General features: G+C 65.4%; 11 protein-coding genes. 4 read left to right on the top strand and 7 right to left on the bottom strand.

The features are described from left to right. Nucleotides 1–14 precede the first annotated feature (14 nt). Together AC0GNR_RS10470 and AC0GNR_RS10465 are read left to right on the top strand one after the other, a co-directional pair. A complete protein-coding gene (locus AC0GNR_RS10470) occupies nt 15–1,844 on the top strand; it encodes an NAD(P)/FAD-dependent oxidoreductase (RefSeq protein ID WP_472900900.1) in 1,830 nt (609 codons plus the stop codon). A 101-nt stretch (nt 1,845–1,945) separates the two neighbouring features. Next, a complete protein-coding gene (locus AC0GNR_RS10465) occupies nt 1,946–2,692 on the top strand; it encodes a glycine zipper 2TM domain-containing protein (RefSeq protein WP_472900899.1) in 747 nt (248 codons plus the stop codon). Between the two features lie 83 nt (nt 2,693–2,775). Here the strand turns inward: AC0GNR_RS10465 and htpX are convergent, their stop codons facing one another. The 5 genes from htpX to AC0GNR_RS10440 form a co-directional block, all read right to left on the bottom strand. Further along, on the bottom strand, nt 2,776–3,645 hold the full coding sequence (gene htpX / locus AC0GNR_RS10460; RefSeq protein WP_472900898.1) for a protease HtpX: 870 nt from the start codon (nt 3,643–3,645) through the stop codon (nt 2,776–2,778). Between the two features lie 104 nt (nt 3,646–3,749). Further along, a complete protein-coding gene (locus tag AC0GNR_RS10455; protein WP_472900897.1) occupies nt 3,750–5,135 on the bottom strand; it encodes a glutamine synthetase family protein in 1,386 nt (461 codons plus the stop codon). Between the two features lie 53 nt (nt 5,136–5,188). Beyond that, a complete protein-coding gene (locus AC0GNR_RS10450; protein ID WP_472900896.1) occupies nt 5,189–5,968 on the bottom strand; it encodes a DUF3025 domain-containing protein in 780 nt (259 codons plus the stop codon). Nucleotides 5,969–5,975: 7 nt separating this feature from the next. Next, nucleotides 5,976–7,025: a dihydroorotase gene (gene pyrC / locus AC0GNR_RS10445; RefSeq protein WP_472900895.1), complete on the bottom strand. Its 1,050-nt coding sequence runs from the start codon at nt 7,023–7,025 to the stop codon at nt 5,976–5,978. A gap of 14 nt (nt 7,026–7,039) precedes the next feature. Continuing rightward, nucleotides 7,040–7,978, bottom strand: coding sequence for a LysR substrate-binding domain-containing protein (locus tag AC0GNR_RS10440; protein ID WP_472900894.1), 939 nt, complete (start codon nt 7,976–7,978; stop codon nt 7,040–7,042). Between the two features lie 108 nt (nt 7,979–8,086). Here AC0GNR_RS10440 and AC0GNR_RS10435 point away from each other — a divergent pair, with 108 nt between their 5' ends. Further along, nucleotides 8,087–9,637, top strand: coding sequence for an acetyl-CoA hydrolase/transferase family protein (locus AC0GNR_RS10435; protein WP_472900893.1), 1,551 nt, complete (start codon nt 8,087–8,089; stop codon nt 9,635–9,637). Nucleotides 9,638–10,048: 411 nt separating this feature from the next. Here the strand turns inward: AC0GNR_RS10435 and AC0GNR_RS10430 are convergent, their stop codons facing one another. Continuing rightward, entirely contained in the window at nt 10,049–11,911 is a 1,863-nt protein-coding gene (locus tag AC0GNR_RS10430) for an ABCB family ABC transporter ATP-binding protein/permease (protein WP_472900892.1), read from the bottom strand. A gap of 38 nt (nt 11,912–11,949) precedes the next feature. Between AC0GNR_RS10430 and AC0GNR_RS10425 the strand changes: the two genes are divergently transcribed. Continuing rightward, complete coding sequence (locus tag AC0GNR_RS10425) at nt 11,950–12,390, top strand: acyl-CoA thioesterase (protein WP_472900891.1); 441 nt, start codon at nt 11,950–11,952, stop codon at nt 12,388–12,390. 7 nt (nt 12,391–12,397) lie between these two features. On the opposite strand, the gene AC0GNR_RS10420 is transcribed toward AC0GNR_RS10425, so the two are convergent. Beyond that, nucleotides 12,398–13,138, bottom strand: coding sequence for a type 1 glutamine amidotransferase (locus AC0GNR_RS10420; protein ID WP_472900890.1), 741 nt, complete (start codon nt 13,136–13,138; stop codon nt 12,398–12,400). Nucleotides 13,139–13,147: the final 9 nt, after the last annotated feature.

The raw sequence follows: 13,147 nt of genomic DNA, 5'->3' as shown, positions 1-13,147 counted from the left end.
AAGCCCCAGACACCATGATTCGCATCTCAGAACTCAAATTGCCGCTGGCCGATGTGCCGGCCGAACACCGCCGCGCCGCCGATGCACCGTCGGAAACCGACGAAGACCGAACACCGCCGCCGCACCCCACGGACGCGCTGACCCGGCTGGCCGCTGCGGCCCTGGGCATTGCGCCGGCCGACATCGCAGCGCTGCAGGTGTTCAAGCGCAGCTTTGACGCCCGCAAGGCCGATTTGCTGGCGGTGTACATCGTGGACCTGACGCTGGCTGACCCGGCCCAGGAAGCCGCCCTGCTGGCCCGGCACGCGGGCCACCCGCACATCCACCCCACGCCCGACATGGCCTGGCACCCCCCTGGCCACGCGCCCGCGCACTGGCCGGCTGACGAAGCCGACCGCCCCGTGGTGGTGGGGCTGGGGCCATGTGGCCTGTTCACCGCGCTGGCGCTGGCGCAAATGGGCCTCCGGCCTATCGTGCTGGAGCGCGGCAAACCGGTGCGCCAGCGCACCAAAGACACCTGGGGCCTGTGGCGCAAAAAGGTGCTCAACCCCGAAAGCAACGTGCAATACGGCGAAGGCGGCGCCGGCCTGTTTTCCGACGGCAAGCTCTACAGCCAGATCAAGGACCCGCGGTTTCTGGGCCGCAAGGTGATGCATGAGTTTGTGGACGCTGGCGCGCCACCCGAAATTCTGTACATGGCGCACCCACACATTGGCACCTTCAAGCTGGTCAAGGTGGTGGAAGCCATGCGCGAAAAAATCATCGCGCTCGGCGGTGAAATCCGCTTTCAGCAGCACATGTGCGGCCTGCAGCTGGCCCCCACCGACGGTGGTGGACACCAGTTGACCGGCCTGCAGGTGCGCCGGCTGGACACGGGCACCGTGGAAACGCTGCCCGCGCGCCGCGTGGTGCTGGCGCTGGGCCACAGCTCGCGCGACACCTTTGCGCTGCTGCATGACGCAGGCGTGTTCCTGGAAGCCAAGCCGTTTTCGGTGGGCTTTCGCATTGAGCACCCGCAAAGCGTGATCGACCGCGCCCGCTGGGGCCGCCACGCCGGCCACCCGCTGCTGGGCGCGGCCGACTACAAGCTGGTGCACCACGCCAAAAACGGGCGCGCGGTGTACAGCTTTTGCATGTGTCCGGGCGGCATGGTGGTGGCTGCCACGTCCGAACCGGGCCGGGTGGTCACCAACGGCATGAGCCAGTATTCGCGCAACGAACGCAACGCCAACGCGGGCATGGTGGTGGGCATTGAGCCAGCCGACTTTCCACAGACGTTTCCGCAAGACACGCCGCTGTGGACCGCCGCCTTTGGCGAAGCAGACGGTGCGCGCTACGCCACCGAAGCCCAGGCGCTGGCCGAGCGGGGCCAGACACACCCGCTGGCGGGCATCGTGCTGCAGCGCGAGCTGGAAGCCCGAGCCTACGCCCTGGGTGGCGGCACCTACGAAGCGCCCGGCCAGCTGGTGGGCGACTTTGTGGCGCAAAAGCCATCCAGCGCACTGGGCGCGGTGGAACCTTCTTACCAGCCGGGTGTGAAGCTGGGCGACCTGGCACCCGCCCTGCCCGCCTATGCCATTGAAGCCATGCGCGAGGCCATTCCGGTGTTTGGCCGCAAGATCAAGGGCTACGACATGGCCGACGCGGTGCTCACCGGGGTTGAAACGCGCACCTCGGCGCCGCTGCGCATCACCCGCGGGGCCGACTTTCAGAGCCTGAACACGCGCGGCCTGTATCCAGCGGGCGAAGGCGCTGGCTATGCGGGCGGCATTTTGTCGGCCGGGGTGGACGGCCTGAAGGTGGCCGAGGCGCTGGCGCGCGATGCGCTGGGGCTGCCGGCCTGAACAGCGGCCCGATACCCAACTTTACAAACCGGCCATCAGCGCTTGACACAGCGCCCGCATGCTGAAGGCTCCTCATCTCAGGAGCTTTTTCGATGACAACCATGAACAAACCCGTGTTGCTTCCCGTGATGGCCGGCTTGCTGGCGTTGGCGGGTGCCGGTGCCGCACAGGCCCAAGACGAACAAGGCCGCGTGATCAGCAGCACCCCCGTGGTGCAACAGATCGCGGTGCCCCGCCAGGTGTGCCAGGAGCAGGTGGTGACGGTGCCCGGCCAGAAGTCGGGCGCTGGCGCCATCGTGGGCGGCATTGCTGGCGGCGCCATGGGCAACGCCATCGGCGATGGCAGCGGCCGGGCCCTGGCGACCGTGATCGGCCTGATTGGTGGCGCCATGGTGGGCGACCGCATTGAAGGCGGTGGCCAGGCGCGCACCCAGACGGTGCAGCAATGCAGCACGCAAAACTTTTATGAAAACCGCACCGTGGCCTACAACGTGGTCTACGAATACGCCGGCCGCCAGTACACCACCCAGATGCCGCAGGACCCTGGCCGCTATGTGCGCCTGAGCGTGACGCCGGTGGACAACCTGCCCCCGCCGCCGCCTGCCCGCTACGCACCGCAACCCCAGGTGCACTACCAGCCGGCCGCACCGGTGGTGGGCCGCGTGGTGGTGGGCACGCAGTTTTACCCCGCCTACACGGTGGCGTCGCCGCAGGTGGTTTACATCAACGGCTACCGGCAGGCATCTGTGCAGCAGATGCACCCGCGCCACGACCGAAAAGACCGGCATGAGCGCAAGGAACACCGCCGCGAACGGCAGGAGGACCGGTGGGAACGCAACTGGCGCTGAAAGCCGTAGAGCCAATTGACAAAAAAGAAGCGACCCTCGGGTCGCTTCTTTTTTGGGAGCGCCGCAAGCAAGCGGCGCAGGGATCAAGACTTTTGCAGTGCAGCAATGCGCTCTTCAATCGGTGGGTGCGTGCTGAACAGTTTGCCCAGCCCACCGGCAATGCCCAGCGCCTGCATGGTTTTGGGCAGTTCACCGGGCGTCAGGCCGCCCAGGCGGGCCAGCGCATTGATCATGGGTTGCTTGCGGCCCATCAAGTTGGCGGCGCCCGAGTCAGCGCGGAATTCGCGCTGGCGGCTGAACCAGGCCACGATGATGGCGGCCACAAAGCCCAGCACGATGTCCATCACGATGGTCGTGACCATGTACCCGATGCCAGGGCCGCTGCTCTGGCTGTCGCCTTTGCGCAAAAAGCTGTCCACGGCGTAGCCGATTACCCGGCTGAGGAACACCACAAAGGTGTTCATCACGCCTTGAATCAGCGTCATGGTGACCATGTCGCCATTGGCAATGTGGGCGACTTCGTGACCGATCACGGCCTCGACTTCTTCCTTGGTCATGTTTTGCAGCAGGCCCGTGGACACGGCCACCAGGGCCGAATTTTTGAAAGCGCCGGTGGCGAACGCATTGGGCGCCCCCTCAAAAATGGCCACTTCGGGCATGCCGATGCCGGCCTTTTCAGCAAACTTTTGCACCGTCTGCACGATCCAGGCTTCGTCAGCGGTCTGGGGCTGGTTGATCAGCCGGGCACCCGTGCTGAACTTGGCCATGGGCTTGCTGATGAGCAGCGAAATGATGGCGCCGCCAAAACCGATCACCAGCGAAAAGCCGGCCAACGCCGTCATGTTCAGCCCGTTGGCCGTGAGAAAACGGTCCACGCCCAGGATGCGGGTGGTGACCAGCAACACCGCCATGACAGCGAAGTTGGTCAAGACAAACAACAGGATGCGTTTCATGAAATCTCCGAAGAAAGAAAAACTGACCGAATCATAGTGGGGATCAGGGCTGCGTTTTCAAGTCAACGCTGGCCGGGTATGAGACCCGAAAACCCCGCGGCAGTTCACACCTGGGGCAACAAAAAACGCCGCTCCCAGGCGCTCACCTCGGCCAGGTAGCTCTGGTGCTCCAGACCTTTGACGGCCAGGTAAGCCTGCACAAACCGCGCGCCCAGCAAGCGGGGTGCATGCACGCTGTGTGCCATCTGTTCGTGGGCGGTCGAAAAAGTATGCGGCAGGCCGCGCGCCTGGTGGTAGCCGTTGCCTTCCACCGGAGCGGTGGGCTGCAGGCGCTCTTGCATGCCAGCCAGCCCGGCGGCCAGCGTGGCGGCCATGGCCAGGTAGGGGTTGGCGTCGGCACCGGCCAGGCGGTTTTCCACGCGGCGGGCCACCGGCGGGCTCACCGGCACACGCAGGCCGGCGGTGCGGTTGTCGTGGCCCCACTGCACGTTGGTGGGCGCCTGGCTGCCCGCCACATAGCGTCGGTAGCTGTTGACGGTGGGTGCATAGAGCAGCATCAGGTCGGGGGTGTAGGCCTGCAAACCGCCGATGTAATGCAAAAACGCCTCGCTGGCCGAGCCGTCCGCTTGGCTGAACACATTGCGTCCCTGCGCGTCCACCACGCTCTGGTGCAAGTGCATGGAGCTGCCCGCCTCGGCCGCCATGGGCTTGGCCATAAAAACAGCGTTCAGCCCATGCTGCAGAGCGATTTCACGCGCGGCGGTCTTGAACAAAAAAGCCTGGTCGGCCACGGCCACCGGGTCGCCGTGCAGCAGGTTGATCTCGTACTGGCCCGGGCCGACTTCGTGCAGCCAGGTGTCGGTGCGGATGCCCAGCGTGTCGATGGCGGCGTGGAACGCATCCCAAAACGGTGCCAGCTCGTTCAGCGCGTTCATGCTGAAGGCAGATTGACCGACCTCGGGCCGACCGCCACGGCCCAGCGGGGCGGTCAGCGGCTGGGTCGGGTCGGTCATGGCCGCGGTCAGGTAAAACTCGATTTCGGGCGCCACCACGGGCTGCAGCCCCAGCGCCTGGTAACGCGCCACCACCTGCTTCAGCACCGAGCGCGGCGCAAAGTCGCACAGACTGCCGTCCATCTCCACGCAGTCGTGCACCGCCACATAACGCGCCACGCTGGCCCAGGGCGCTGGCTTGAGGGTGGCCAGGTCGGGCACCAGGCGCACGTCGGGGTCGCTGTCGGGAAATATCGGGTCGACACTGTATTCACCGGTGACGCATTGCATGGGAATGGCCTGGCAGATGCGCAGCTCGCTGCCCGCCGCGAAGCTGGCCGCCGGCATGAGCTTGCCGCGCGGGTAGCCGGTCACGTCGGCAAACATGCACTCCACATCGCGCACGCCGCTGGCCTTGAAATGCGCGGCCAGTTCGGCGCTGTCGGCACTTTGCGACAGGTTCAGATGCGCCCACGAGGGCGAAACGGGCAAGGTCATGGGTGGTCCTGCAAAACAATCGGTGAGCGCCTGGGCTCGGGGTGCAGCGTGGGTCAGGCCACCACGCGCTTGGGGCGAAACACCCCGGCATCCGCGTAGTAGGCGGGGTCTTCATTGGCCGGGCACCAGCCCGGCACGCCCAGCACCGGCAACGGGGTGAAGGGCTTGGTGGCCAGATCGGCGGCACTCAGGCGAGCGGCCAGCCAGCCGTCCCAAGCGGCCAGGTCGTCGCCCAGCGCCAGCGGCACCGGCTCGCGAACCACGTGGGCGGTGATGGACTTGTAGGGCACCATCAGCTTCTCCAGCAGGGCATGGCCAAACAGCACCAGCCGGGCTTGCGCCCACAGCGGCCGAAGGTCCACAAAAAGACGTGTCCAGTCACGCGCCAGCAGCGCGTCCCAGAGCGCATCGGGGGCTTGCAGCAAGGCGGCGTTTTCGTCAAACAGCGTCAACCCGTCGCGCACCGCACCGCGCACCTGGCCCACGCCGGCGGTGGCAATTTCAGTCGCCTGCAGCTGGTTCAGCCGCCGCTTGGTTTGGGGAAACCGCATCCAGCACAAACCATTGAAAAAATCGTGCAGGCCTTCGCGGGTGGGCACGGCGCCGGTGTTGAAGATGTGGGCTTCATAGGCCACGCCAGCGGGCAATTCGGCTTGTGGGATGAAGCGCGGCACGGACAAGCCCACGGCCCGCGCTGTCAGCGCCTGCGGCAAGCCCACACCGGCGTCGCACGCCTGGCGCACAGCCGCGCCATGGGCGGCGACCGGCTCAAACCAGGGTTGCGACCAGTCGGGCGCTGGCCAGACTGCCACACCTTCGCCAGGTGCGCACATCGCGAAATCAGGCCACGAGTTTCCAGGGCAGCGCTTCGCCCGAGCGCAGCGGCTTGAGCTCGGCTTCGCCAAACGCAAAGCTCTCGGGTGGCGTCCAGCTTTCGCGCTGGAGGGTGATGGTGCCGGTGTTGCGTGGCAGGCCGTAGAAGTCCGCTCCAAAGAAGCTGGCGAAACCTTCGAGTTTGTCGAGCGCGCCAGCGGCATCAAAGACCTCGGCGTACATCTCCATGGCGGCGTGCGCGGTGTAGCAGCCGGCACAACCCGTGGCGTGCTCTTTCAGGTGCGCCGGGTGGGGGGCGCTGTCGGTGCCCAGAAAGAACTTGGGCGAACCGCTGGTGGCGGCAGCCACCAGGGCCAGGCGGTGGGTCTCGCGCTTGAGCACCGGCAGGCAGTAGTAATGCGGGCGAATGCCGCCGGTGAAGAGGGCGTTGCGGTTGTAAAGCAGGTGGTGGGCGGTGAGCGTGGCGGCGGTGTAAGCGCCTGCTTCGGTCACATACTGCGCCGCTTCTTTGGTGGTGATGTGTTCAAACACCACCTTGAGCTCGGGAAAGTCGCGGCGCAGCGGGATCATTTGCTGTTCAATGAACACGGCTTCGCGGTCAAACAGGTCGATGTCGGGGCTGGTGACTTCGCCATGCACCAGCAGCAGCAGGCCGGCGCGCTGCATGGCTTCCAGCGTTTTGTAGGTTTTGCGGATGTCGGTCACGCCGGCATCGCTGTTGGTGGTGGCACCGGCCGGGTACAGCTTGGCGGCGACCACGCCAGCGTCTTTGGCGCGGGCAATTTCGTCGGCCGGCAGGTTGTCCGTCAGGTACAGCGTCATCAGCGGCTCGAAGCTCACGCCGGCGGGCACGGCGGCGCGGATGCGCTCGGCGTAGGCCATGGCCTGGGCGGCGGTGGTCACCGGCGGGCGCAGGTTGGGCATGATGATGGCGCGGCCAAACTGGGCGGCGGTGTGCGGCACCACGGTGCGCAGGGCGTCGCCGTCGCGCACGTGCAGGTGCCAGTCGTCCGGGCGGGTGATGGTGATGTGTTTCAGGGGGGCCGTGGTGCTCATGGTTCTATTTTCGCTCAGCGGGTGGCGGGTGGCGCCGACGCGGCGTCCAGGTGGTTTTGCAGATCGGACCAAAACTTTTCGACCGGGCCTTTGGCTTTGCGGGCCGAGGGGCGTTCGCGGTAAATGCGGATGTCGAGCGTGGTTTCAAACACTCCACCGGCCGGCACCAGTTTTTTGGCACGCACGTCTTTGCGTACCGCGCTGGAGGGCAAAAACGCCACCCCGTGCCCTTCCAGGGCCATGGCCTTGAGGCCTTCGGCCATGTCGGTTTCGTAAATGCGGTCCAGGTGCAGGGGCGTGGCGCTTTGCTTGAGGATCTGGTCCACCGCACGGCCCAGGTAGGCGCCGGGAGCATAGGCCAGGTAAGGCAGCGGCTGGCTGGCGGTACCCGGCAGCGCATACAGCGGCCCACCGTGCTCGTTGGGTTTGACGTAGGGCGACAGCAGTTCACGGCCCAGTGGCAGCATTTCGTAGCGCTCGGCATCGAGCTGAATGGGCTGGGCCATGTGGTGGTAGGCGATGAGCAGGTCGCAGCTGCCCTCCACCAGGCGCATCACGGCGTCGTGCACATTGAGGGCGATCAGCCGGCTTTTGATGGGGCCACAGGCTTCGCGCAGGCCCGAGAGCCACGACGGAAAAAACGTGAAGGCCAACGTGTGCGGTACCGCGAACTCGATCACATCCTGCGCGGCCACCGTGTGCGCACGCAGCATGGCGCGGGTGCTTTGCAGCGCTTGCAGCATTTCCAGCGACTGGTCGTACAGCGTTTGCCCGGCTGGGGTGAGGCGGGTGGGGTACGAAGACCGGTCCACCAGATCGGTGCCGGCCCAGGCTTCCAGTGACTGGATGCGGCGCGAGAACGCGGGCTGGGTCACATGGCGCAGCTGGGCCGAGCGGCTGAAGCTGCGGGTTTCAGCCAGGCTGACGAAGTCTTCAAGCCATTTGGTTTCCATGGCCGCGGATTATGCGCGCGGGCGAAATCCGGTGTTTTTCGCCGCTTTGCGGCCGAGCGCTTCCGGTACCATCGCCTCCAACTAGGGTTAACCCTAATATTTCACACCATGACGAAAAATCCACCCGATATCCGCCCGTCCCGCATCGCCCACACAGGGCTGCGCCAGAAAATCATGTCGGCCGAGGCGGCGGCCGCCCTGATTGAGCACGGCGATCACGTCGGCATGAGCGGCTTCACCGGCGCTGGTTACCCCAAAGCCATTCCGCTCGCGCTGGCCCAGCACATCCAGGCCCACCACGACGCGGGCAAGCCCTTTCGTATCGGCGTCTGGACCGGTGCCTCCACAGCGCCCGAGCTCGACGGCGCACTCGCCAAGGTGGGCGGCATGGACATGCGCCTGCCCTACCAGTCCGACCCGACCTGCCGCGCCCGCATCAACGACGGCGAGATGGCCTACATCGACATCCACCTCTCACACGTGGCGCAGTACGTGTGGTTCGGCTTTCTGGGCAAGCTCAATGTGGCGGTGATCGAGGTCGCGGGCATTCTGGAAGACGGCCGCCTGATCCCGGCCACCTCGGTGGGCAACAACAAGACCTGGCTGGACCAGGCCGACAAGGTCATTCTGGAAGTGAACCACGGCCACAGCCTGGGGCTGGAGGGCATGCACGACATCTACTACGGCACCGAGCGCCCGCCGCACCGCAAGCCGATCCCCATGACGCACGCGGGCGACCGCATCGGTGAACCCTACCTGCGCTGCGACCCGGCCAAGGTGATCGCCATCGTCGAAACCAACCTGCCCGACCGCGACACGCGCTTTTCGGCGCCCGACGAAGCATCCAAACGCATCGCCGGCCACCTGATGGCCTTCCTGCAGGACGAAGTGGCCCAAGGGCGCCTGCCCCCCGAGCTGCTGCCGCTGCAATCGGGCGTGGGGAACATCGCCAACGCGGTGATGGAAAGCCTGAACGACGGCCCGTTCAATGATTTGCAGGGCTACACCGAGGTGCTGCAGGACGGCATGCTCGCCATGCTCAAGTCCGGCAAGATGGCCATGGCCTCGTCCACCGCGCTGTCGTTCTCGGCACCGGTGATGGAAGAGTTTCTGGCGAATCTGGACTTCTACCGCGAACGCATCGTGCTGCGGCCGCAGGAGATCAGCAACCACCCCGAGGTGATCCGCCGCATCGGCATCATCGCCATGAACGGCATGATCGAAGCCGACCTCTACGGCAACGTGAACTCCACCCACGTGATGGGCACGCGCATCATGAACGGCATCGGCGGCTCGGGCGACTTCGCGCGCAACGCCTACCTCTCGGTCTTCATGACGCCGTCCACCGCCAAGGGCGGCAGCATCAGCTGCATCGTGCCCATGGTCAGCCACGTGGACCACACCGAACACGACGTGCAGATCGTCGTGACCGAACAAGGCCTGGCCGACCTGCGTGGACTCTCACCCCGCCAGCGCTCGCGCCACATCATCGAACGCTGCGCGCACCCAGATTTCAAACCAGCGCTGCTGGACTACGTAGAGCGCTCTGAAGCCAATGCGCGTGCGGGGCATGCCGGCATGCACACGCCGCATTTGCTGGACGAAGCGCTGAGCTGGCACAGCCGGTATGAGCGGACGGGGACGATGCGGGCGGCGTAAAGGCACGGCTGCCGAACAGATGTTTGGCTGGCGTGGCCCTCTCCCCTGGCCACTCCCAGAGGGAGAGGGGGAAAGACCGGCTCGCCGGAAGGGAAGCCCGTTCCCGTTCCCGTTCCCGTTCCCGTTCCCGTTCCCGTTCCCGTTCCCGTTCCCGTTCCCGCAACCATGCTTTGCCGTGTGGCCGGGCTGAGCAGCGCAGGGGCGCGGGGATCAGAAATTCGCATGTCCGAAGGCCGCGAAGCGGACAAGTTTGCGAATTTCCCCCGCGAACCGAGCAGCGCAAGGCACCGCGAAGCGGCCCGGACTTCGGCTCGCCTTTCTTTTGCTTACTTTTCTTTGGCGAAGCAAAGAAAAGTGAGGCGCCCGCCGGGGCGAGACCCGCCCCACAAAAGCAACCCCAACACAAAACGGTCAGTCCGTCCCAGACTGCTGCAGCGCCCACATCCCCGAATAAACACCCCCAAGCAACACCAGATCCGCGTGCGTCCCCCGCTCCACAATCTCCCCGTTGACGAGCACCAAAATCTCGTGCGCATCAACCACCGTAGACAACCGGTGCGCAATCACCAGCGAAGTCTTGTTCCGCGCAGCCGTTTTCAATTCCGCCTGGATCGCCCGCTCGTTCGCCGAATCCAGCGCCGAAGTGGCTTCGTCAAAAATCACGACGGGCGGGTTTTTCAGCAGCGTGCGCGCAATCGCCACGCGCTGCTTTTCACCGCCTGAGAGCTTCAAACCCCGCTCGCCCACCATGGTGCGGTAGCCCAGCGGCAGCTTTTCAATGAAGTTGTGAATGTGCGCGGCCTGCGCGGCGGCCACGGCAGCGTCATGGCCGGCGTCGGGGCGGCCGTAAAGGATGTTGTATTCGATGGTGTCGTTGAACAGCACCGTGTCTTGCGGCACGATGCCAATGGCTTGGCGCACGCTGGACTGCGTCACCTGGCGAATGTCTTGCCCGTTGATGAGGATGCGCCCGCCGCCATGCGGCCCCGTGTCGCCGTGGTTGCTCACATCGTAAAACCGGTACAACAGGCGTGCCAGCGTGGACTTGCCCGAGCCCGATGGCCCGACCACCGCCACCGTTTTCCCGGCGGGAATCTCAAAGCTGATGCCGTGCAAAATTTCGCGCGCGGGCTCGTAGGAGAAGCGCACATTTTCAAAGCGCACCGCGGGCGCGCCGCTGAGCGCGAGCGGCTGGGCGCTGGGGTCGTCGGCAATTTCGCGCTCTTTCTCCAGCAGCACAAACATCTTGTCCAGGTCGGTCAGGCTCTGCTTGATTTCGCGGTACAGCACGCCCAGGAAGCCCAACGGTATGTAGAGCTGGATCATGAAGGCGTTGACCATCACCAGGTCGCCCAGCGTCATCTCGCCGCTGGCCACGCCCTGGGTGGCGCGCCAGAGCATGAGCACCAACGCAATCGCAATCACCAGCTGCTGCCCGGCGTTGAGCATGGACAGCGTGGTCTGGCTCTTGATGCGGGCGCGGCGCAGTTTCTCCAGCGCCTCGTCGTAGCGCCGCGCTTCAAACGCTTCGTTGTTGAAATACTTGACGGTCTCGTAGTTCAGCAGCGAATCCACGGCGCGCGACTGGCTGGTGGACTCCAGCTCGTTCATCTCGCGGCGGAACTTGGTGCGCCACTCGGTCACCACCACGGTGAAGCTGATGTAGAGAACCAGGGCCACCAGGGTGATCCACACGTAACCCATGTCGAACTTCGTGCCCAGCACCGTCAGCACCATCGTCACTTCAATCAGCGTGGGGACGATGCTGTAAAGCGAATACGAAATGAGCGACTGCACGCCGCGCGTGCCGCGCTCGATGTCGCGCGTCATGCCGCCGGTCTGGCGCTCCAGGTGAAAGCGCAGGCTCAGCGCGTGCAGGTGGCCAAACACCTGCAGCGCGATGCTGCGGGTGGCGCCCTCGGTGGCCTTGGCGAACACCAGCTCACGCAGTTCGGTAAACAAGGTGGTGGACAAACGCAAGCCCCCGTAAGCCAGCAACAGCCCCAGCGGCACCACCAGCAGCGCCTGCGGGCTGGTGGGTGAAATGGTCATGGAATCCACCAGCTCTTTGAGCAGCAGCGGCACGCTCACGTTGGCCACTTTGGCCGCCACCATGAAGCCCAGCGCGATCAGCACGCGCCATTTGTATTGCCACAGGTAGGGAAACAGGCGAGAGAGCGTGGCCCAGTCGGAGCGCTTGGCGGCGGGCGCGCCGCCCCCGGGGTGGCTGGTGGGCAAGGCAACGGTGGCTGGGCTGGGAGAGTTGGGGCGCATGCAGGAGAATGGTGGTCTGTTGAAACCAGATTGTGCCCATGTCCAACGAATCAAGCCCCCGCCCAGAAACCGCCCTGCCGCAAGACCGCGAGCTGGTGCTCAAGGTCATCCCTATGCCGGCTGACACCAACGGCAACGGCGACATTTTTGGCGGCTGGGTCATGGCCCAGGTCGATCTGGCCGGCTCCGTGCTGCCGGCGCGCTATGTGCGCGGGCGCATGGCTACCGTGGCGGTGAACCAGTTCATCTTCAAGCAGCCGGTGCGGGTGGGCGACATCCTGAGCTTTTTCTCGCACGTCACGCGCGTGGGCAACACGTCCATCACGGTGCAGGTCGAGGTGTTCGCCGAGCGCTTCTCGGCCCAGGGGCAATACGTGAAGGTGACCGAAGCCAGCCTGACCTACGTGGCGATCGACAAGGACGGCAAGCCACGCGCCATTCCCAAGGAAGGCCTGAACATTCCGGGTTTGGCGGGCTGAACCGCGCTCAACTCGGCCAGCGCGAACGCCAGGTGCGGTAAATGTGGCTGGCCAGTGTCTGGCTGCCAGCCAGGTGCTGCTGGGTGGCGGCGTGCATGCGGGCCGGGTCTTGCACGCTGTCCGGGTGCAGCAGCACATGCAGCGGGTAGGCTTGGCCGGGGTGGGCCAGCCACGCGGCGATCTTGGCCGGGGTGATCTCAATGTGGAACTGCATGGCCAGGTGCTGCCGAATGGCGAATGCCTGGTGCACGCAGGCCGGTGAGCTGGCGATCAGCTCGGCGTTGGGCGGCAACTGCACAAAGTTGTCCTGGTGCCACTGAAACACCGTGGCCACCGGAGCGTCGCCCAACCAGTGGCGCGCCGACGCGCTGCGGCCAATGTGCAAGGGCAACCAGCCCACCTCGGGCTGCGGCAGCTGTTGCACTCGGCCACCGAAAGCCCGCGCCATGAGCTGGCCCCCCAGGCAATGACCAATGACGGGAATACCCAGCGCATCGGCCTCTTGAATCAGCGCCTCGGCCTGGCGCAGCGAGGGACGCTCGTCGTTGGCGCTCCAGGCACCGCCCAGCACGGCCAAACCTCGGAAACCCCGCACCGAAGTGGGGTACGCGTCACCAGCTTCGGTGCAGCGCACCTGCCAGCTGGCGCCTTGCTCGTCGAGCCATTGGCCCAGGTAACCCGGGCCGTCTTCCAGCAAGTGCTGCAACACCAGCACGTCGGCAGGGGTGGAGAAATCGGTGGATGTCATGGCCCGATC

This window comes from Hydrogenophaga sp. LT287 (assembly GCF_055702805.1).
This window is presented reverse-complemented; position numbering and strand designations above follow the sequence as displayed.

Coding starts and splice junctions, on each gene's coding strand:
- AC0GNR_RS10470 (WP_472900900.1), top strand. CDS start 15: ATGATTCGCATCTCAGAACTCAAATTGCCGCTGGCCGATGTGCCGGCC.
- AC0GNR_RS10465 (WP_472900899.1), top strand. CDS start 1,946: ATGAACAAACCCGTGTTGCTTCCCGTGATGGCCGGCTTGCTGGCGTTG.
- htpX (WP_472900898.1), bottom strand. CDS start 3,645: ATGAAACGCATCCTGTTGTTTGTCTTGACCAACTTCGCTGTCATGGCG.
- AC0GNR_RS10455 (WP_472900897.1), bottom strand. CDS start 5,135: ATGACCTTGCCCGTTTCGCCCTCGTGGGCGCATCTGAACCTGTCGCAA.
- AC0GNR_RS10450 (WP_472900896.1), bottom strand. CDS start 5,968: ATGTGCGCACCTGGCGAAGGTGTGGCAGTCTGGCCAGCGCCCGACTGG.
- pyrC (WP_472900895.1), bottom strand. CDS start 7,025: ATGAGCACCACGGCCCCCCTGAAACACATCACCATCACCCGCCCGGAC.
- AC0GNR_RS10440 (WP_472900894.1), bottom strand. CDS start 7,978: ATGGAAACCAAATGGCTTGAAGACTTCGTCAGCCTGGCTGAAACCCGC.
- AC0GNR_RS10435 (WP_472900893.1), top strand. CDS start 8,087: ATGACGAAAAATCCACCCGATATCCGCCCGTCCCGCATCGCCCACACA.
- AC0GNR_RS10430 (WP_472900892.1), bottom strand. CDS start 11,911: ATGCGCCCCAACTCTCCCAGCCCAGCCACCGTTGCCTTGCCCACCAGC.
- AC0GNR_RS10425 (WP_472900891.1), top strand. CDS start 11,950: ATGTCCAACGAATCAAGCCCCCGCCCAGAAACCGCCCTGCCGCAAGAC.
- AC0GNR_RS10420 (WP_472900890.1), bottom strand. CDS start 13,138: ATGACATCCACCGATTTCTCCACCCCTGCCGACGTGCTGGTGTTGCAG.